General features: G+C 54.4%; 17 protein-coding genes. 9 read left to right on the top strand and 8 right to left on the bottom strand.

The window, feature by feature from the left end:
• From ABIE29_RS18000 to mdtD, 3 genes are all read left to right on the top strand, one after another.
• Positions 1–205 (top strand): hypothetical protein (locus ABIE29_RS18000; RefSeq protein ID WP_429620020.1); only part of this gene is annotated, 205 nt, incomplete at its 5' end.
• A 59-nt stretch (positions 206–264) separates the two neighbouring features.
• On the top strand, positions 265–954 hold the full coding sequence (locus tag ABIE29_RS18005; protein ID WP_429620021.1) for a FadR/GntR family transcriptional regulator: 690 nt from the start codon (positions 265–267) through the stop codon (positions 952–954).
• 37 nt (positions 955–991) lie between these two features.
• On the top strand, positions 992–2410 hold the full coding sequence (gene mdtD, locus ABIE29_RS18010) for a multidrug transporter subunit MdtD (RefSeq protein ID WP_429620022.1): 1419 nt from the start codon (positions 992–994) through the stop codon (positions 2408–2410).
• Here mdtD and rbsR read toward each other — a convergent pair.
• The 7 genes from rbsR to kup form a co-directional block, all read right to left on the bottom strand.
• Positions 2407–3408: a ribose operon transcriptional repressor RbsR gene (gene rbsR, locus ABIE29_RS18015; protein WP_429620023.1), complete on the bottom strand. Its 1002-nt coding sequence runs from the start codon at positions 3406–3408 to the stop codon at positions 2407–2409. The two genes, mdtD and rbsR, sit on opposite strands and share 4 nt — an antisense overlap.
• Before the next feature lie 5 nt (positions 3409–3413).
• A complete protein-coding gene (gene rbsK / locus ABIE29_RS18020; protein ID WP_429620024.1) occupies positions 3414–4340 on the bottom strand; it encodes a ribokinase in 927 nt (308 codons plus the stop codon).
• A 62-nt stretch (positions 4341–4402) separates the two neighbouring features.
• Positions 4403–5290 carry a ribose ABC transporter substrate-binding protein RbsB gene (rbsB, locus tag ABIE29_RS18025; protein ID WP_429620025.1) on the bottom strand — a complete coding sequence of 296 codons (888 nt, stop codon included), beginning with the start codon at positions 5288–5290 and terminating at the stop codon, positions 4403–4405.
• A gap of 25 nt (positions 5291–5315) precedes the next feature.
• Complete coding sequence (gene rbsC, locus ABIE29_RS18030) at positions 5316–6284, bottom strand: ribose ABC transporter permease (RefSeq protein ID WP_024484670.1); 969 nt, start codon at positions 6282–6284, stop codon at positions 5316–5318.
• Between the two features lie 6 nt (positions 6285–6290).
• Positions 6291–7796, bottom strand: coding sequence for a ribose ABC transporter ATP-binding protein RbsA (gene rbsA / locus ABIE29_RS18035; protein WP_429620026.1), 1506 nt, complete (start codon positions 7794–7796; stop codon positions 6291–6293).
• A 7-nt stretch (positions 7797–7803) separates the two neighbouring features.
• Positions 7804–8223 (bottom strand): D-ribose pyranase, encoded by a 420-nt coding sequence (gene rbsD, locus ABIE29_RS18040; RefSeq protein ID WP_429620027.1) that lies wholly within the window; start codon positions 8221–8223, stop codon positions 7804–7806.
• Between the two features lie 167 nt (positions 8224–8390).
• A complete protein-coding gene (kup, locus tag ABIE29_RS18045) occupies positions 8391–10259 on the bottom strand; it encodes a low affinity potassium transporter Kup (protein WP_429620028.1) in 1869 nt (622 codons plus the stop codon).
• A gap of 309 nt (positions 10260–10568) precedes the next feature.
• Here kup and ravA point away from each other — a divergent pair, with 309 nt between their 5' ends.
• Together ravA and viaA are read left to right on the top strand one after the other, a co-directional pair.
• A complete protein-coding gene (ravA, locus tag ABIE29_RS18050; RefSeq protein WP_429620029.1) occupies positions 10569–12077 on the top strand; it encodes an ATPase RavA in 1509 nt (502 codons plus the stop codon).
• A 2-nt stretch (positions 12078–12079) separates the two neighbouring features.
• Positions 12080–13543 (top strand): ATPase RavA stimulator ViaA, encoded by a 1464-nt coding sequence (gene viaA, locus ABIE29_RS18055; RefSeq protein ID WP_429620030.1) that lies wholly within the window; start codon positions 12080–12082, stop codon positions 13541–13543.
• A 3-nt stretch (positions 13544–13546) separates the two neighbouring features.
• On the opposite strand, the gene asnA is transcribed toward viaA, so the two are convergent.
• Complete coding sequence (asnA, locus tag ABIE29_RS18060) at positions 13547–14539, bottom strand: aspartate--ammonia ligase (protein WP_429620031.1); 993 nt, start codon at positions 14537–14539, stop codon at positions 13547–13549.
• Between the two features lie 155 nt (positions 14540–14694).
• Between asnA and asnC the strand changes: the two genes are divergently transcribed.
• The 4 genes from asnC (at position 14695) to mnmG (ending at position 19291) form a co-directional block, all read left to right on the top strand.
• Positions 14695–15156 carry a transcriptional regulator AsnC gene (asnC, locus tag ABIE29_RS18065; RefSeq protein WP_025123141.1) on the top strand — a complete coding sequence of 154 codons (462 nt, stop codon included), beginning with the start codon at positions 14695–14697 and terminating at the stop codon, positions 15154–15156.
• A gap of 52 nt (positions 15157–15208) precedes the next feature.
• Complete coding sequence (locus ABIE29_RS18070; protein ID WP_429620032.1) at positions 15209–16330, top strand: DUF1266 domain-containing protein; 1122 nt, start codon at positions 15209–15211, stop codon at positions 16328–16330.
• Between the two features lie 249 nt (positions 16331–16579).
• On the top strand, positions 16580–17020 hold the full coding sequence (gene mioC, locus ABIE29_RS18075) for an FMN-binding protein MioC (RefSeq protein ID WP_024484681.1): 441 nt from the start codon (positions 16580–16582) through the stop codon (positions 17018–17020).
• Positions 17021–17401: 381 nt separating this feature from the next.
• Positions 17402–19291 carry a tRNA uridine-5-carboxymethylaminomethyl(34) synthesis enzyme MnmG gene (mnmG, locus tag ABIE29_RS18080; protein ID WP_429620033.1) on the top strand — a complete coding sequence of 630 codons (1890 nt, stop codon included), beginning with the start codon at positions 17402–17404 and terminating at the stop codon, positions 19289–19291.
• Positions 19292–19377: the final 86 nt, after the last annotated feature.

Raw genomic sequence — 19377 nt, forward strand, 5'->3', positions numbered from 1 at the left:
GGTGTTTTCACCGGGTTGCTTCTTCCTGGCTGGGCGACTGGTTCTCGTTAGAGGAGTCGTTGTTCCCGGTCAGTGGAGGCGCATTATAGGGAGTTATCAGAAGGGCGCAACCCCTAAATTCAAAAAACTTTTCAAGCGCGGCTTTTTTCGGCAAAACGCTGTCTTGTTCGTCGTTTTTGCCACTTTTTCCCGAAAACAGCCGTAAAAGCTGGCGCTCCCTGGCGTAAAATGAAAGATAACAATGCAGTTAAAGGAACCGCAGCCATGCAATTCGATGTTCAACAACAGGCCGCACAGCGTAATCTTTCTTATCTGCTGGCAGAAAAACTCGGCCAACAGATCCTGGCCGGTGAATATCAAGCCGGCAGCATCCTGCCCGGCGAGATGGATTTGGCAGAACAGTTTGGCGTCAGCCGCACTGCGGTACGTGAAGCGGTAAAAATGCTGGCAGCCAAAGGCATGCTGTTACCGCGCCCGCGCATCGGCACCAGGGTCATGCCGCAAAGCCAATGGAACTTCCTCGATCAGGATCTGCTGACCTGGTGGATGACCAGGGAGAACTTCGGCCAGGTCATGCAGCACTTCCTTATCCTACGTACGTCGCTAGAACCTCAGGCCTGTTCATTGGCAGCAATCAACGCCACCCCGGAGCAAAAGGCGCGATTGGTCACGCTGATGGCAGAAATGCAGGCGCTACACGTGGATTTTGACCGCGAACGCTGGATTGAAGTCGATACCCAGTACCACCAGTTGATCTATGAAGCCAGCGCCAATCCGTTTCTCACCTCGTTCGCCAACCTGTTCAGCTCGGTGTATCAAAGCTATTTCCGGGCGATCACCGGTAATGAAGTGATCAAGCTGCAACACCATCAGGCCATTGTGGATGCCATAGTCGCCAGTGACTGCAGCGCAGCCCTCACAGCATGCCAAACGTTGTTGCAGGGGAATGCGTAAACTCCTCAGCTATATATAGAAGGAAAATGGGACTACGATGACAAAATCTGCACGCAGCATGGCCGGGTTACCTTGGATCGCCGCGATGGCGTTCTTTATGCAGGCGTTGGATGCCACTATTCTCAATACCGCCTTACCGGCGATAGCCCACAGCCTCGATCGTTCCCCCTTGGCGATGCAGTCGGCGGTGATCAGTTACACCCTGACGGTTGCGATGTTAATCCCGGTGAGTGGCTGGCTGGCCGATCGCTTCGGTACCCGGCGGGTGTTTATTATCGCCGTCTCGCTGTTTACCTTTGGCTCACTCTTGTGTGCCTTGTCCCCGACGCTGAGTTTCCTGGTCGCCTCACGTATTTTGCAGGGGATTGGCGGTGCCATGATGATGCCGGTGGCTCGCCTTGCCCTGTTGCGGGCTTATCCGCGCAGCGAGCTGTTGCCGGTACTGAACTTTGTCACCATGCCTGGCCTGGTGGGGCCAATAATGGGGCCGCTGCTTGGCGGCTGGCTGGTGACCTACGCCACCTGGCATTGGATTTTCCTGATTAACATCCCGATAGGCTTACTCGGCATCGTCTACGCCCGCAAATACATGCCGGACTTCACCACGCCGAAGCGGCCGTTTGATTTCATTGGTTTTATGCTGTTTGGCCTTAGCCTGGTACTGATCTCCACCGGCCTGGAGCTGTTTGGCGAGCAGGTGCTGGCCAATTACATTTCTCTGGGGGTGTTCCTGAGCGGCTTTGTGATGCTGTTTGGCTATATCATTCACGCCCGCCGCCACGCTCAGCCGCTGATTGGGCTGGATCTGTTCAAGACCCGCACCTTTTCCGTCGGCATTGCTGGTAACGTGGCCTCACGGCTGGGGACCGGCTGTGTTCCCTTCCTGATGCCGTTGATGCTGCAGGTGGCCTTTGGCTATTCGGCGATCGTCGCCGGTTGCATGATGGCCCCGACGGCGGTGGGTTCTCTGATGGCAAAGTCTACCGTTACCCAGGTGTTGCGCTGGTTCGGTTACCGTAAGACGTTGGTGGGTATCACCATCGTTATTGGCGTGCTGATTGCGCAATTCTCACTGCAAAGCCCAGGCATGCCGCTGTGGCTGATGATTTTGCCGCTGTTTATTCTAGGGATGGCGATGTCGACGCAGTTTACCGCCATGAATACCATCAGTCTGGCAGACCTGAACGATGGCAACGCCAGTTCCGGCAACAGCGTACTGGCAGTGACGCAACAGCTGTCTATCAGCTTTGGCGTAGCGATCAGCGCCGCCGTGTTGCGCTTCTATAGCTCAATGGAAATCGGCACCATGATCGATCAGTTCCACTACACCTTTATTACCATGGGAATAGTGACCATCGCTTCGGCCTTCGTCTTTATGCTGTTAAGAAGAAAAGACGGCAATAACCTGATCACCGGCAAAGAGAAATCACGCAAAGAAGCAAAGACTACCAGTTAGCGGTGACCGACTGAGTCTCGCTCCACCAGCTCTGGCGTCAGCACCAGGATCTGGGCATCACGTTCGGGGTTTTGCAGGCGGTTGATGAGCGCATCGACCGCCAGCTCCCCCAATGAATCTTTGGGCTGATGAATGGTACTGAGCGGTGGGGCCAGATATTTGGCCAGTTCGATATCGTCGTAACCCATCACGGCCATATCTTGTGGCACCACCAGCCCGGCCTGATACAGCGCCTGATAAACGCCGACGGCGACGGCATCGTTGCCTGCAAACACCGCATGAGGAGGCTCGGCCAACGCCAGCAGTTGCTTCATGGCATGCACGCCCCCTTCAAACTCAAAATCGCAATACACCTCATAGCCCGGCAGGATTTCAAGACCGGCACGCTGCATGGCGCGGCGATAACCTTCCAAACGATGGCGCGCGGTCGTTTTATCCAGCGGCCCGGCGATACAGGCAATTTGGCGATAGCCGCGAGCGATCAGATGATCGGTAGCCATTTCCCCCCCCAGCAACGAGTTATCCTGAATGATATCGTTGGCCCCTTCAAACGGCGACCAGTCCATCATCACGATCGGCAAAGAAGGATAGCGGCTGAGCGCATCCTGCGAAGGGCGGTGGTTTTCGGTACACATCACCAGCAGGCCATCCACCCGCTTTTGCAGCAGCGTTTCCATGCTGCTGTTCATCCGCGCCACATCTTCCTCGGTGTTGCACAGGATCAGGCTGTAGCCACGCTCATAGCAGCTGCGTTCCACGCCGCGCACCACTTCGGCATAAAACGGGTTATTGCTGGAGGTCACCAGCATGCCAATGGTACGCGTCGTATTGAGTTTCAGGCTGCGCGCCAGTGCGGAAGGAGCATAGTTAAGCTGTTCCACGGCCACCATGACTTTGTCACGCACGCTGTCGCTGACAAAGCGATTGTTATTGATCACGTGCGAGACCGTCGAGGTTGAAACACCCGCCAAGCGGGCGACATCTTTCATGGTAGCCAAAAGCGTTATCCCTGTTGCTGCAAGAACGCGTCAATCTCTTCACGCCATGGCACAGAAGGTTGAGCACCCGGCCGGGTAACGGCAATGGCCGCCGCCGCATGGGCGAAACGCACCGCATCACTCATCACTTTGCCTTCAAGCAAAGCAGTCACCAAGGCACCGTTGAAGGTATCACCGGCCGCGATGGTATCCACCGCCTTGACCTTAAAGCCCGGTACCAATTTGCCTTTACCGTTTTCGCTCAACCACACGCCACGGCTGCCGAGGGTGATAATCACGCAGCCGATGCCTTTATCATGCAGGATGTTGGCGGCACGTTCGGCGTCAGCGTCATTATTCACCGCGATACCGGTCAGCCGCTGGGCTTCGGTTTCGTTCGGGGTGATCATGTCGATCATGGCTAACAGTTCGTCAGGCAGCTCACAGGCCGGAGCCGGATTAAGGATCACCTGGGTTTGGTGCTGCTTGGCCAGTTTGGCGGCGGCAATCACCGTTTCCAGCGGTGACTCAAGCTGCATCAATAACGCATCGGCATCGATAATCCGTTGCCGATAGCGATTGAGATAATCGGGAGTGACCGCCGCGTTGGCACCGGCATCGATACCAATCACGTTCTCGCCTTCGGCATTGACGAAAATCAGCGCCACGCCAGTGGTGCTGCCGGCGATAGCCTCAATCGGTTGGGTATCAATGCGATCGGTTGCCAGCTGTTGGCGAATACGTTCACCAATATCGTCTGCGCCTACGCAGGCAATAAAGGCGATATCCGCACCGCTGCGCCCGGCAGCCACCGCCTGGTTAGCCCCTTTGCCTCCAAAGGCGACCTTATACTGCTGGCCGATCACCGTTTCGCCCGGCTGGGGAAACTGGTTGATATTGAGGATATGGTCGGCATTGATGCTGCCCAAAACCACCAGCTTTGCTGTTTCCATCACAGGGATCCCTTAAATTGCGCGCCATCGTCACGCCCCGTTCCGATGGCGCTGGAGATGACTTACTTGGTAACCAGTTTCAAATCAACCGGGATAGTCGCCGGTACTTTCTCGCCTTTCAAGATCTTATCTGCCGTTTCTACGCCAATCACGCCGATCTGATCCGGGCGCTGTGCCACGGTCGCCGCCAGTTTGCCGCCTTCAACCGCTTTCACGCCGTCTGCGGTGCCGTCAAAGCCAACCACTATGACGTCCGTTTTACCGGCTGTTTGCAGTGCACGCAGCGCGCCCAGTGCCATTTCATCGTTCTGTGCAAACACTGCCTGCACGTCTGGATGCGCGGTCAGCAGGTTCTGCATCACGTTCAGGCCCTTGGTGCGATCGAAGTCCGCCGGTTGGCTGGCCAGCAGTTTAAACTTGTTCTGCTCCAGTGACTGTTGGAAACCTTCACCACGTTCACGGGCAGCAGATGTCCCGGCAATGCCTTCCAGCTGGATCACCTTGGCATCAGCACCGGCTTTCTTGGCAATAAAGTCACCGGCCATTTTACCGCCCGCGCGGTTGTCGGAAGCGATATGGCTAACCACTTCACCTTTCGCTGCCATACGGTCGAGCGTGATGACCGGGATCTTGGCCTGATTGGCCATCTTGATGGCGTTACCTACCGCGTCAGAGTCGGTGGGGTTAATCAGCAGCAGTTTCGGGTTCTGCACCATCAGATCCTGCACGTTGGCCAACTCTTTCGCCGGGTTGTTTTGGGAGTCCAGCACCACTAGGTTGTAACCCAGTTTGTTGGCTTCCAACTGCGCTCCCTCTTTCATCGAAACAAAGAACGGGTTGTTGAGCGTAGAAACCACCAGCGCGATGGTGTCTTTTGCCAGGGCATTAGCACTCAGAGTGGCGGTTAGCGCGATGGCCGAAACCAAGGTTGCCAGTTTTTTCATTTTCATGGTCGTGATTCCTGTAGGGGAGAGGTTACTTGTTACTTTTGTTGTCTACCAGAACCGCCAGCAGAATAACGGCTGCTTTCACGATCATTTGGTAGTAGGAAGAAACACCCAGTAAATTCAAACCGTTGTTCAGGAAGCCAAGGATCAGCGCCCCAATCAGGGTACCGACGATGCGCCCTTTCCCCCCCGCCAGGCTGGTACCACCCAGCACCACCGCAGCGATGGCATCCAGCTCATAGCCGGTACCCGCAGTAGGTTGCGCAGAGGACAGGCGCGCCACTTCAATGACCCCAGCCAGTGCCGCCAGCAGGCCGCACAGGGAGTAAACGATGATTTTAACCCGATCGACACTGATACCGGAAAGGCGGGTAGCCGCTTCGTTGCCGCCCAGCGCATAAATATAGCGGCCAAGACGGGTATGATGCAGCATATACCAGGCGGCGATAAACACGATGGCCATGATCCAGATCGGGGTAGGAACGCCCAACGGACGGCCAATCCCGAACCAGCCAAAGGTGTCGGCAACGTCGGTAAAGCCGGTATTGACCGGGCTACCGTTGGTGTACACCATGGTCACGCCGCGCAGTAACAGCATCATCACCAAGGTGGCGATAAACGCCTGAACCTTGCCTTTGGCAACGATAATCCCGGTGCAGGCACCTACGGCAGCACCCAACGCCAGCGCAGCTGCAACAGCCACCACCGCATTGACTTCAAATCCGACAATCGAAGCGGCTACCGCCCCGGTCAGCGCCAACAGCGATCCGACCGACAAATCGATGCCGGAAGTCAGGATCACCAACGTCATGCCGACCGCCATAATGGCGTTCACCGAGGTTTGCTGCAGGATGTTGAACAGGTTATTAACGGTGAAGAAATTCGGGCTCATCGAAGACACCACGGCAATCAGCACCAGCAGGGCAATCAGCGATTTCTGCTCCAACAGCCACTCTTTACTGAACCAGCGCTTGGCTGCGACACTTTGTGAACTCATATCTGATTACTCCTGCTTTACGCCGTATTGCTTGCCGACGGCTGCTGCCATCAGCACTTCCTGGGTGGCCTGTTCAATCGGGAATTCGCCGCTGAGGTGACCTTCGTGCATCACCAGAATGCGGTCGCTCATGCCCAGCACCTCCGGCATTTCCGAAGACACCAGAATGATGCTCAGCCCTTCCTGCTTGAACTGGTTGATTAACTGGTAGATCTCTTTTTTGGCCCCGACGTCGACGCCGCGTGTCGGTTCGTCGAGGATCAGTACCTTTGGCCGGGTCATCAAGCCACGGGCAATTGCCACTTTTTGCTGATTACCGCCGGAAAGCAGGCCAATCGGTTGCTCCATCGACGGCGTTTTAATATTGAACAGGCGGATAAAATCGCTGACGGCGATCTGCTCGTCGGCATGTTTCAGGCCACCACCGGCACGGCTGAAATAGCGCAGCGCGGTGAGCGACATGTTTTCCTTCACCGACATCCCCAGCACCAGGCCATCACGTTTACGGTCTTCGGAAATATAGACGATACCGTTGGCCAGGCCGTCCTGAGGAGTACGATTTACCACCTCATGGCCGTCCAGGTTGACGGTGCCGCTTTTACGTGGCGCCGCACCGTACAGGATCTTCATCAGCTCGGTACGCCCAGCCCCCATCAGGCCAGCCACACCCAGAATCTCACCGCGGTATAAAGTAAAGCTGACGTCATGCACACCAGGGCCGGAAACGTGGCTCACCTGCAGGCGTTTTTCACCGCGTGGCAGATTCAGGCGTGGATACTGCTCTTCCAGCTTGCGGCCCACCATCATTTCAATCAGCGAATCTTCATTCAGTTCGGCAACCGGCCGCTCGGCAATAAATTGCCCGTCACGGAATACGGTCACATCGTCGCAGATTTCGAAGATCTCTTTCAGACGGTGGGAGATATAAACAATGCCACGGCCTTCGGCTTTCAGCTCGTTGATCACTTTAAACAGCGAAGCGGTTTCGGTATCTGTCAGGGCATCGGTCGGCTCATCCATGATGATCACTTTGGATTCAAAGCTCAGCACCTTGGCGATTTCCACCATTTGCTGATCGCCAATCGACAATTCCCCCACCAGCCGGTGGCTGCTGTAGCGCAGGTTCAAACGCGCCAGCAGTTTATCCGCTTCGGCATACATGCGTTTCCAGTCGATGCGGCCAAAGCGGTTAACGAACTCGCGGCCAAGAAAGATATTCTCGGCAATGGTCAGCTGCGGGATCAGGTTCAGTTCCTGGTGGATGATGCCGATCCCCGCTTCCTGCGAATCTTTCGGCCCGTTAAAGGCCACTTCCCTGCCGAGGAAATATTGGCTGCCCGCATCCTTGTTGTAGATACCGGTCAGCACTTTCATCATGGTGGATTTGCCAGCACCGTTTTCCCCCACCAGCGCCATCACCCTGCCGGGATAAACGCTCAGGGCGGCCCCAGAAAGCGCCTTCACGCCGGGAAAGGCCTTATCGATCCCTTTCAGTTGCAGTAAAGGTTGCATAGGCGCCTCAGAAAGTTACGCCGGAGCACAGGATCACGTTCGCGTAGGGCGAACATTCTCCGCTGCGGATCACGGCCCGGCTATGTTCGGTTTGTGCTTTAAACGCGCTGTGGCTGATATAGCTGACGCTGATGGTGTTGCCCTGGCGTTGGCCAAGCTGCGTCAGTTGGGCCAGCAACGCTTGGTGGAGCGATGGGTTATGCTTGACGATCTCTTCCGCCAAGATGGCGCTCTCTACCTGCATTTCCTGCGTTACCACGCCGACAACCTGCAAGAATGTCGGCACCCCTTGGGTCAGCGCCAGATCGATACGCGGCGTCACGGCAGGGATCGGCAAGCCAGCATCACAAATCGCGATCTGATCGGTGTGGCCGAGACGAGAGACCACCGCAGAAACGTCAGAATTCAGTAGTACGCCTTTTTTCATGATTAAACTCCAGCAGCGAAACGTTTCGCTATTGGGTCAGTTTAGAAAATCAGCAGGGGAAGACAACCCTGTAATAGCGGAAATGTGATCGCTATCGAAACGTTTCGCTCGCCTTCGGCAAAAGTGCAGGTAAAAAAGAAGGGCCCAGCAAATGCTGAGCCCCTGATTTATATTTCGACCTGGGTTCCCAGTTCGATGACCCGGTTGGGCGGGATCTCAAACTGGTCGGCAGCCCGCAATGCGTTGCGGCTCAGGGCGATAAACAGCTTGCCGCGCAGGAACAGATACCATGGCCGTTTGGTGAGGATCAGCGATTCATGGGACATAAAGAACGACGTCTCCATCATCCGGCAGGGCAGCCCTTCCAACCCGCAGCGGTGGAAGACTTCCTCAACGTTCGGCGTTTCACGCCAGCCATAGCTGGCTACCACCCGCCAGAAGGTCGGCGACAGTTGTTCAATCGTTACCCGCCGGACGTTATGCACATAAGGGGCATCTTCGGTACGCAAGGTCAGCAGCACCACCCGCTCATGCAGCACTTTGTTGTGTTTGAGGTTATGCAGCAGGGCAAACGGGATCACGTTAATCGCCCGCGACATAAATACCGCAGTGCCAGGCACGCGAACCGGCGGTGATTTTTCCAGTGAGGCAATCAGTGCTTCCAGGGAGTTGCCATGCTCATGCATCCGGCGCAGCAGGCGGAAGCGTTCGCTCTTCCAGGTGATCATGATCAGGAACATCACCAGGGCCAACGTCAGCGGCAACCAACCGCCGGAGAACAGTTTCAGAGCGTTAGCCGAGAACATCGGCACATCGATAATCAGCAGGATCGCCAGAATACCCACCACCAGGAAGCGATTCCAATGCCAGTTCTTGATGGCAACGGAGGTGATCAGGATGCTGGTCAATACCATGGTGCCGGTCACCGCAATACCATAGGCCGCGGCCAGGTTGCTGGAGTGTTCGAAGCCCACAATCACCAACACCACGGCGATATACAGGGTCCAGTTGATCACCGGGATATAGATCTGGCCGGACTCCATTTCCGAGGTATGAATGATGCGCATCGGTGACAGATAGCCCAGACGAACGGCCTGGCGGGTCAACGAGAAGACGCCGGAAATCACCGCCTGCGAGGCAATAACCGTGGCCAGCGTGGCCAATATCAGCAGTGGGATCAGCGCCCAGTCGGGGGCCAACAGGAAGAACGGGTTCTTGATCGCTTCCGGGTTTTTCAGCAGCAATGCGCCTTGGCCGAAGTAGTTGAGCACCAGCGAAGGCAGCACTACGGTGAACCAGGCCAGGCGGATCGGGAATTTGCCAAAGTGGCCCATATCGGCATACAGCGCTTCCACACCGGTAATCGACAGCACCACCGCACCGAGCGCGAAGAACGATACCTTCTTATATTCAACAAAGAAGTTGAAGGCCCATTTCGGGTTCAGCGCCTGCAACACTTCCGGGTTGGCGATAATGCTGCGCGCCCCCAGGACCGCCAACACGATAAACCACAGCAGCATCACCGGGGCAAACAGTTTACCCACGCTGCCGGTGCCATGCTTTTGGATCACAAACAGTAAGGTCAGTACCAGAATGGAGAGCGGGACGATATAAGGGTCCAGTGACGGGGCGGCAATCTCCAACCCTTCGATCGCCGACATCACCGAGATCGCCGGGGTGATCACCACCTCGCCATAGAAGAAGCTGCCACCAATCAGGCCCAGGATCACCAGCAAAGAGGTGGTACGCGCCGAGGTATGGCGCCCAGCCAAAGACATTAACGTCAGTATCCCGCCTTCACCGGCGTTATCCGCACGCATGACGTAGGTGAGATACTTCAGGGAAACGATGACAATCAACATCCAGAAGATTAAGGAAAGGAAACCAAACACCACATCGGGCCGGACATCAAAACCGTAATGGCCGGAGAAACATTCTCGCAAGGTATAGAGCGGGCTGGTGCCGATATCACCGTAAACGACCCCAATAGCCGCCAGGGTAACCGCCGATAAAGACTGTTTATGTTCTGTGCTCATAGTTTGCTTCTTTTGCTAGATCATCCGTCAACCGATACATCAGCATCAGGCTAAAGATACGGGCTCTAAGATCCGTCACACCCGGTAAAAGGCGCACAGTATGCATCATTTATAGCACTTGCCTACTCTACTATCTGACCCCAAAAATAAACAAAATGTGAATCAGCCCCCTTGTTGAGCATAGAAAAATTTTACTAATCAACCAGCTATAGGGCTAAAAATAATGATGGTTTATCATCGGATTCTCTAGCAAGATTGGCTGTCGGCCTGGGTGGCAGGCTCTAACCTCCGGACAACGCGAGCTATTTTATGGCGTCATCAACACTTCTGGCAGAACGGATCGCCCGCCTCAGCAGTGCGCTGGAGAGCGGCCTTTATGAACGACAAGAGGCTATCAGGCTGTGCTTGCTGGCGGCCTTGTGCGGTGAAAGCGTGTTCTTGCTCGGCCCACCGGGGATCGCCAAAAGCCTGATCGCCCGTCGGCTGAAATTTGCCTTCCGCAGCGCTCGCTCATTTGAATACCTGATGACGCGCTTTTCCACGCCGGAAGAGGTGTTTGGCCCGCTGTCGATCCAGGCTCTGAAAGATGAAGGCCGCTATCAGCGCCTGACTGCGGGTTATCTGCCCGAAGCCGAGATCGTGTTTCTTGATGAAATCTGGAAGGCTGGCCCGGCTATCCTCAATACCCTGCTGACCGCGATCAACGAGCGCCGCTTCCGTAACGGCAACAGTGAAGACCCCATTCCGCTGCGCCTGCTGGTCACCGCCTCCAATGAATTACCCGAGGCCGATAGCAGCCTTGAGGCGTTGTATGACCGTATGCTGATCCGGCTGTGGCTCGATAAGGTGCAGGATAAGCAGAATTTTCGCTCGCTGTTGGTGGCCCGGCAGAATGAAAGTGACAACCCGGTGCCCGAGGCGTTGAGCATCAGCGATGAAGAGTTCCACCAGTGGCAACCGCTGATCGATAAGGTCAAACTGCCGGAACACTGCTTTGAGCTGATCTTCCTGCTGCGCCAACGTTTAGACGCCCTGGAACAGGCACCCTATGTTTCGGATCGGCGCTGGAAGAAATCCCTGCGTTTACTGCAAGCCTGTGCCTTTTTCAGCGGCCGCGACACCATCGTGCCGTTGGATTTAATGCTGTTGAAGGATTGCCTGTGGCACGATCGGACATCATTAAAATTGTTACAGCAGCAAATCGATCAGTTGCTGACCGAACAGGCCTATCAGCAGCAAACCTTGTTGATCCAGCTACAGCAGATCCACACCCGCTGGATGCAGCATCAACAGCAGCAGAGCCATCGCCAGGCCATCCAACTGGTGAAAAAAGGCGGCATGTTCAGCCGCAAGCCACAATACGTGCTGGAGCATCCGCTCACTGGCACCACTTTGACGCTGCTGCTGCAAAAACCGTTACAGTTGCACGACATCCAGGTTAACCACCTGAGTATCGAAAGCAGCATGCTGGAAAACTGGCTGCAAAAAGGGGGAGAGGTGCGCGCCAAGCTCAACGGCATTGGTTTTGCCCAGCAGATCGATCTGGAAGTCGATGAGCAACTGCACCTGACCGTGCTGGACGTCAGCCGCCAGCCCTCCCTGCTGGCCATGCCGGGTAAGCCGACCGGAGGAACCCCGCCAGAATTCCTGGACGAAATAGAAACACTTGGCCAGCGCCAGGCGGAACAGCGGCGGCTATTCAGCCAGCATCAGCCTTGCCTGTTCACCCCTGCCGCCGGGTTGGCAAAAATTGAAGCCAGCCTGCTGCAGGTGGCCGAGCAAATCAAACAGCTGTCCCAGCAAATGCGCGGCCAGTAACGATGTTGAGCCTCGAAACGCTCGATATGCTGTTGTCGATCTCCGAAGGCGAGCTGATCGAAGAGCTGATCATTGGCATGTTGGCCACGCCGCAGTTGGCGGTGTTTTTCAATAAATTCCCGGCGATACGTCGGGCGATCAACCGCGATCTGCCTCATTGGAAGTTACAGCTGAAAGATCGCATTCAGCAAGCCGTGGTGCCGCCGGTGCTGGCCCAAGAGTTTTACCGCTATCAGCAGTGCCAGTTGGAAAGCCACGGCCAGTTCTCGCAACACCTTGACGATACGCTCGATCTGTTACGCCAATGCGCATCGCCGTTTTACGCCCAGGCACGGAGTATGGTGGACGTAGCCGATCTCACCACTCACCCGCTCGATGGCAGTTTCCAGACCCTGTTTCTGCAACGCTGGCGTATTAGCCTGACGCTGCAGGCCACGATGCTGCACCATAAGTTACTGGAGCAGGAACGTGAACAACTGATGGCCGAGTTGCAAGAACGGCTGGCGCTGAGCGGCGCACTGGAACCGGTGCTGGCGGAAAATGACACGGCCGCAGGCCGATTGTGGGATATGAGCAAAGGCCAGTTACAACGTGGTGACTACCAACGGCTGGTGGAGTACGGCGACTTCCTGCAACAGCAGCCAGAGCTACAAAAGCTGGCACAACAGCTGGGCCGCAGCTATGAGGCCAAAGCGGTGCCGCAACAAGATGCGCAGCCGGAACCGTACCGGGTGATGGTACAGGTACCCGCCATTCAGCCAGAAGAGGTCAGCGGTATACACCAAAGTGACGACATCCTGCGGCTACTGCCCCCCGAACTGGCGGCGTTGGGCATTGAAGAGTTGGAGTTTGAGTTTTACCGGCGGCTGCTGGAAAAACGCTTGCTGACCTATCGTCTGCAAGGGGATGCCTGGCAGGAGCAGATCATGATGCGCCAGGTCACTCACCAGCAGCAGGACCGGCAGCCACGCGGGCCGTTTATTGTCTGCGTAGATACCTCCGGCTCAATGGGCGGCTTTAATGAACAATGCGCCAAAGCCTTTTGCCTGGCACTGCTGCGCATCGCACTGGCAGACAATCGCCGCTGCTACATCATGCTGTTTGCCAGCCAGATTGTGCACTATGAACTGACGGCCGCCAGCGGTATCGAACAGGCGGTGCGGTTCCTGGGCCAACATTTTCGTGGCGGGACGGATTTGGCCGCCTGCCTGAATGCCACCGTCAGCAAAATGGCGGAAAGCGACTGGTTTGACGCCGATGCGGTGATTATTTCCGATTTTATTGCCCAGCGGCTGCCGGAAGAGGTGATCAAGAAAGTGAAGTCACAGCAGCACAGCCACCAGCAACGCTTTCATGCGGTGGCGATGTCAGCCTATGGCAAACCCGGCATCATGCGCATCTTCGATCATATCTGGCGCTTTGATACCGGGTTAAAAAGCCGTTTACTACGGCGCTGGAGTCGCTAGCTGTTACAGCAGCCCATCAACGCTTTCGCGTACTTCTGGCCCCCACACGCCACACTGTACCTGCCCAATATGCGACAGTTGCAGCAACAGCATTACCAGACGTGACTGACCAATCCCACCACCAATCGTCTGAGGCATTTCACCACGCAGCAGGGACTGGTGCCATTCCAGCTTCAGGCGATCCAGATCGTCGGTTAACGCCAGCTGATGTTGCAGCGCCGCCGCATCAACACGGATGCCCATCGAGGAAAGTTCAAACGCATCCTGCAACACCGGGTTCCACACCACGATGTCACCGTTCAACCCTTTCAGTCCTTCAATACCTGGAGTGGTCCAGTCATCATAATCCGGTGCACGTACGTCATGGGATTTGCCATGTGACAGTTTGCCACCAATACCAATCAGGAATACTGCCCCCAATTCTTTGGCGATCGCACGTTCACGGCCTTTGGCATCCAGTTCGGGGTAACGTTGCAGCAGCGTTTCGCTGTGAACAAAGTGGATCTGTTCTGGCAGGAACGGTGCCAGACCAAATTCACGGCTCACCGCGGCTTCCGTTTCTTTTATAGAGGCATAGATCCGCTTGACGGTATCTTGCAGGTAAGCCGGGCTACGTTCGCCATCTCCCATAACACGTTCCCAATCCCACTGATCGACATACACCGAGTGGATCGGCGTCAGGCGATCTTCATCCGGGCGCAGCGCTTTCATATGGGTATACACACCTTCACCCGCGCTGAAATCGTGCTCGCCCAGGGTTTTACGCTTCCATTTCGCCAGCGAGTGCACCACTTCAAACGTCGCGTCCGGCAGGCTTTTGACTTTCACCTGAACGGCTTTTTCGCTGCCCGAGAGGTTATCTTGAGTACCATCGCCCAGTCGGCTGAGGATCGGAGCCTGCACTTCAATCAGGCCAAGCTGCTGTTCCAACTGGCGGGAGAAGAAGGATTTCACGAAGCTGATTTGTTGTTGTTTTTGGATAAACTGCTTTTTCATTGCCGTATCTCTTCAATAATCTGTCTAGTTGCCAATGATTAAGCAACAGAATGGCACCTAAATTCAATATCCATCAAACAATATTGCCTTTTCGCTTTTAATCGGTCATTTTTAAGCGGTGATAATTCAACAATCAGCAATGAAAGGGGCATTTAATGGCAGAAATTTATCAGATCGATAATCTCGATCGCGGCATCCTCAACGCATTAATGGAGAATGCCCGCATGCCTTACGCCGAACTGGCGAAGAATTTTGCCGTCAGCCCCGGCACCATTCATGTGCGGGTAGAGAAGATGAAACAGGCCGGGATCATCACCGGAACGCGGGTTGATGTGAACCCAAAACGGCTGGGCTACGACGTCTGCTGTTTTATCGGCATCATATTGAAGAGTGCCAAGGACTATCCTTCGGCGCTGAAAAAGCTCGAAAGCCTGGAAGAAGTGGTGGAAGCCTATTACACCACCGGCCACTACAGCGTGTTTATCAAGGTGATGTGCCGCTCGATCGATGCATTGCAACAGGTATTGATCAACAAGATCCAGACCATCGACGAAATCCAGTCAACTGAGACGTTGATCTCGTTGCAGAACCCGATCATGCGTACTATTACGCCTTAGGCTGGTGTTTGTTAGGATAGCTATATCGATAAAAAAGGAGCAATGCAATCCAATGAAGGAACTGATGCAAAACCACCCGCTATTCAAGGATTTTCCGGTTAAAAACGTTAAGGTTTTCTGGGATAAATATCGCGAAGCGGGTAACCAGGGCATGCTAAAGGTATTAAGTCCGTTGGCCGCTGTGATTTCCGTGTTACTCGTTATACCGACTCTCTTGGGCATAGGCCTGTCATTCTTACTGATAATTGCTTATCAGGATAGCTTCATTAGTACTTCACTACCCCCGCTAGTTTACTGGATTTGGGGCTGTACTGCGCTAGCCATCGGGCTGGTGGCCATAGGGTGCTCATGGTTGGTCAAAACACCTATGCGCGAGCAACAGCGATACTATCAGCAGGGGAATTTAGGCCAGTTAGAAGACAACAAGCGTCAAGCATTGCGCCTGGACATAGTCCAAACTTATTCACAAGGCTTTTGGAGTGAAACTCTTGAGCACTACCCGATCGCCGCACGCCTGCAAGATCCCGTTAAGACATTCCCATTGCTGGATCCATCACAGCCCAAAGATCATCTTAAAGGGTTGTACGATGACTGGAACATCGCCGACGCCAAGCACTATCGCAAAGCTGTGAATAAACTTTTGGCCGGTATGCACTCCCAGCATTTTGCCTTCGACATGCGCCATTCGGTAGAAGATGATACCTGGGTGAGGAATCTGGCCGCACTGATTGAAGAGCCTGTCGATTATATTCATAGCTGCATAACCCCAAGCCCGGAGCAACGCTCGCCAGCGCTGATTTGGGCCTTCGATCTATGGCGGGTGATCACACTGAGCCGCTCATGTTTTTGTGCCGGTTTGATCGCAGAACAAGAAGCCTGGGACAACATATTGAAAACAGCCGATATAGCGCATGAACTCTTTGCAAGTTTTGACGAATTCAATAAGAACTACCGTCTCGGTCATGCCTTTTGGAGTAACGACTTCGATTTGGTAAAGGGCCGATTAGCGCAGTTCAAGGACTATCAGCAACACTGCCATTGGCCAATCAAATCGTTACCTTGGCCAGCACGCCCCGGTATTGAGCTGAGTGAAGATATGCTCAGTGGCTTTGCTCATCTACAGCCTGAGCAGCCGTTCATATCCTCGATTAAACCTGAAGATTACGTGGCGTAATAAAAATTTATTGGTCAGTGAGCTTATGGCACGCTGGCCGCTTCCTTCCTTACCCCGCCCCCTTTCTCGATTAAATAACCTCAAATCAAAACATTACACAAAGAAGATACCGTTAACCTGTGAGAAATTAACCCCTTAATCGTAGATCCTGCGTGAGACAGGATCGTTATACCCATATTATCCACAGGTAGATCCCAGCTGATTCACAGAGTACAATACGGCCTCTTGAGTTTAAGGTTGGGATCATTCATGGCAGACATTACTCTGATCAGTGGCAGCACGCTTGGCAGCGCAGAATACGTGGCTGAACATTTGGCCGAGAAACTTGAAGAAGCAGGTTTCTCAACGGAAATGCTGCATGGCCCTGAATTGGATGAATTGACGCTGTCAGGCCGCTGGCTGGTGGTTTCCTCCACTCACGGTGCCGGTGATTTACCGGATAATCTGCAGCCGCTGCTGGAACAACTGGCAGAGCAGCAACCTGATTTATCGCAGGTGCAGTTCGGTGCCGTCGGTTTGGGCAGTTCTGAGTACGATACCTTCTGTGGTGCGATCAAACAGATCGACGATCTTTTCCAGGCTCGTGGAGCGAAAAGGATCGGCGATCGTCTCGAGATCGACGTGACCCAACATGAAATTCCCGAGGATCCTGCCGAAGAATGGCTGAAGAATTGGATTATTTTACTCTAATTCGGTTAAAGATCGCGCGAACGATTGTGTATAAGTAGGCTTGAAAGCAGGGTATAAGCGGTAGTTATCCCAATAACAACCGTCGTACGCTTTCTGTCCTGTGGATAACATGCCATTTAGATCCCAGCTTATACTGGCCAGGATCACCGATCATTCACAGCAAACGATCCTGCTTAATCGGCTGATCTTTATGTGGAATAATCACTTATCCACAGAGGATCGCGATCCTAATAAGAGATCTAATAAAGAGATCTTTAAATAAAAAAGATCTTCTTTTAATTACCTAAGATCCTGACCGCTTGGTCGATCGACTAAACTTGAGTAGAATCCTCCCCCCAGGGCAAACAACGATCGTTCGCAAGTACTCCGAGGTGCTGTTCCATGTTTTATCCAGAGCAATTTGACGTCATTATCATCGGTGGTGGCCATGCCGGAACCGAAGCCGCCATGGCTGCGGCACGTATGGGACGTCAGACTTTATTACTGACCCACAATATCGACACGCTGGGACAAATGTCCTGTAATCCGGCGATCGGTGGTATCGGGAAAGGGCATCTGGTCAAGGAAATCGATGCACTCGGCGGGCTGATGGCCAAGGCGATCGACCATGCGGGCATCCAGTTTAGGATACTAAACGCCAGCAAAGGCCCGGCAGTGCGAGCCACTCGAGCTCAGGCAGATCGCGTCCTGTATCGCCAAGCCGTGCGTACCGCATTGGAGAACCAGCCAAACCTGATGATCTTCCAACAACCGGTTGAGGATCTGATCGTTGAAAACGATCGAGTGGTGGGTGCGGTGACCCAGATGGGGCTGAAATTCCGTGCCAAAGCGGTAGTACTGACCGTAGGAACCTTCCTGGATGGCAAGATCCACATCGGCCTGGAAAACTACAGCGGTGGCCGTGCTGGGGATCCTCCGTCGATCTCTTTGTCACAGCGTCTGCGTGAACTGCCTCTGCGTGTCAATCGCCTGAAAACGGGTACACCTCCCCGTATCGATGCACGCACCATAGATTTCAGCGTTCTGGCTGAGCAGCATGGCGATATGCCAATTCCAGTGTTTTCTTTCCTGGGCAACGCCAGCCAGCATCCACAACAGGTGCCGTGCTACATCACGCACACCAATGAAAAAACCCATGACGTGATCCGCAATAACCTCGATCGTAGCCCGATGTATGCCGGGATCATCGAAGGGATCGGCCCACGCTATTGCCCATCGATCGAAGACAAAGTGATGCGCTTTGCCGATCGTAATGCGCACCAGATCTTCCTGGAACCTGAAGGGTTAACCAGCAACGAGATCTATCCGAACGGGATTTCCACCAGTTTGCCGTTTGACGTCCAGATGCAGATCGTGCGTTCGATGGAAGGGATGCAAAATGCCCGCATCGTTCGTCCTGGTTATGCCATTGAGTACGATTTCTTCGATCCACGCGATCTGAAACCGACGTTGGAAAGCAAATTTATCCAGGGGTTATTCTTCGCAGGCCAGATCAACGGCACCACCGGTTACGAAGAAGCTGCCGCGCAGGGCCTGTTGGCCGGGTTGAACGCCGGGCGTTATGCCGTTGAAGACGAAGGCTGGTCGCCACGCCGCGATCAGGCTTACCTGGGGGTACTGGTGGACGATCTCAGTACGCTGGGCACCAAAGAACCGTACCGCATGTTTACCTCACGTGCCGAATACCGTCTGATGCTGCGTGAAGACAATGCCGATCTGCGCCTGACGGAAAAAGGTCGCGAACTGGGGCTGGTTGATGATGAACGTTGGCAGCGCTACTGCGAAAAGCTTGAGCACATCGAACAGGAACGCCAGCGTCTGCGTGATATCTGGGTGCACCCGCATTCAGAGAACGTCGAGCAGGTTAACGTCCTGCTGAAAGCGCCTCTGTCACGTGAAGCTAACGGCGAAGAACTGCTGCGCCGCCCGGAAATGGATTATGACCGACTGACCGCGGTGGCAGTTTTTGCTCCTGCACTGGCAGATACCGAAGCCGCTGAGCAAGTGGAAATTCAGGTGAAATACGAAGGCTACATCGCTCGCCAGCAAGATGAGATCGACAAACAGCAACGCAACGAGAACACCGTGCTGCCGTTGGATCTCGATTATCGTCAGGTTTCCGGATTGTCCAACGAGGTGATCGCCAAGCTTAACGATCACAAGCCGAACTCGATCGGCCAGGCTTCGCGCATTTCCGGTATCACTCCTGCTGCGATCTCCATTTTGCTGATCTGGCTGAAAAAGCAGGGTTTACTGCGCCGCAGCGCATAAATCCGCTCACCGAGTGGCCGTTTGTCTATCTACTGAGCAAACGGCCGCTGACATCATCTCAAGCCTGAATTATCATAGACTGCCTT

The organism is Serratia sp. 2723, assembly GCF_050434425.1.
Taxonomy (GTDB): domain Bacteria; phylum Pseudomonadota; class Gammaproteobacteria; order Enterobacterales; family Enterobacteriaceae; genus Chania.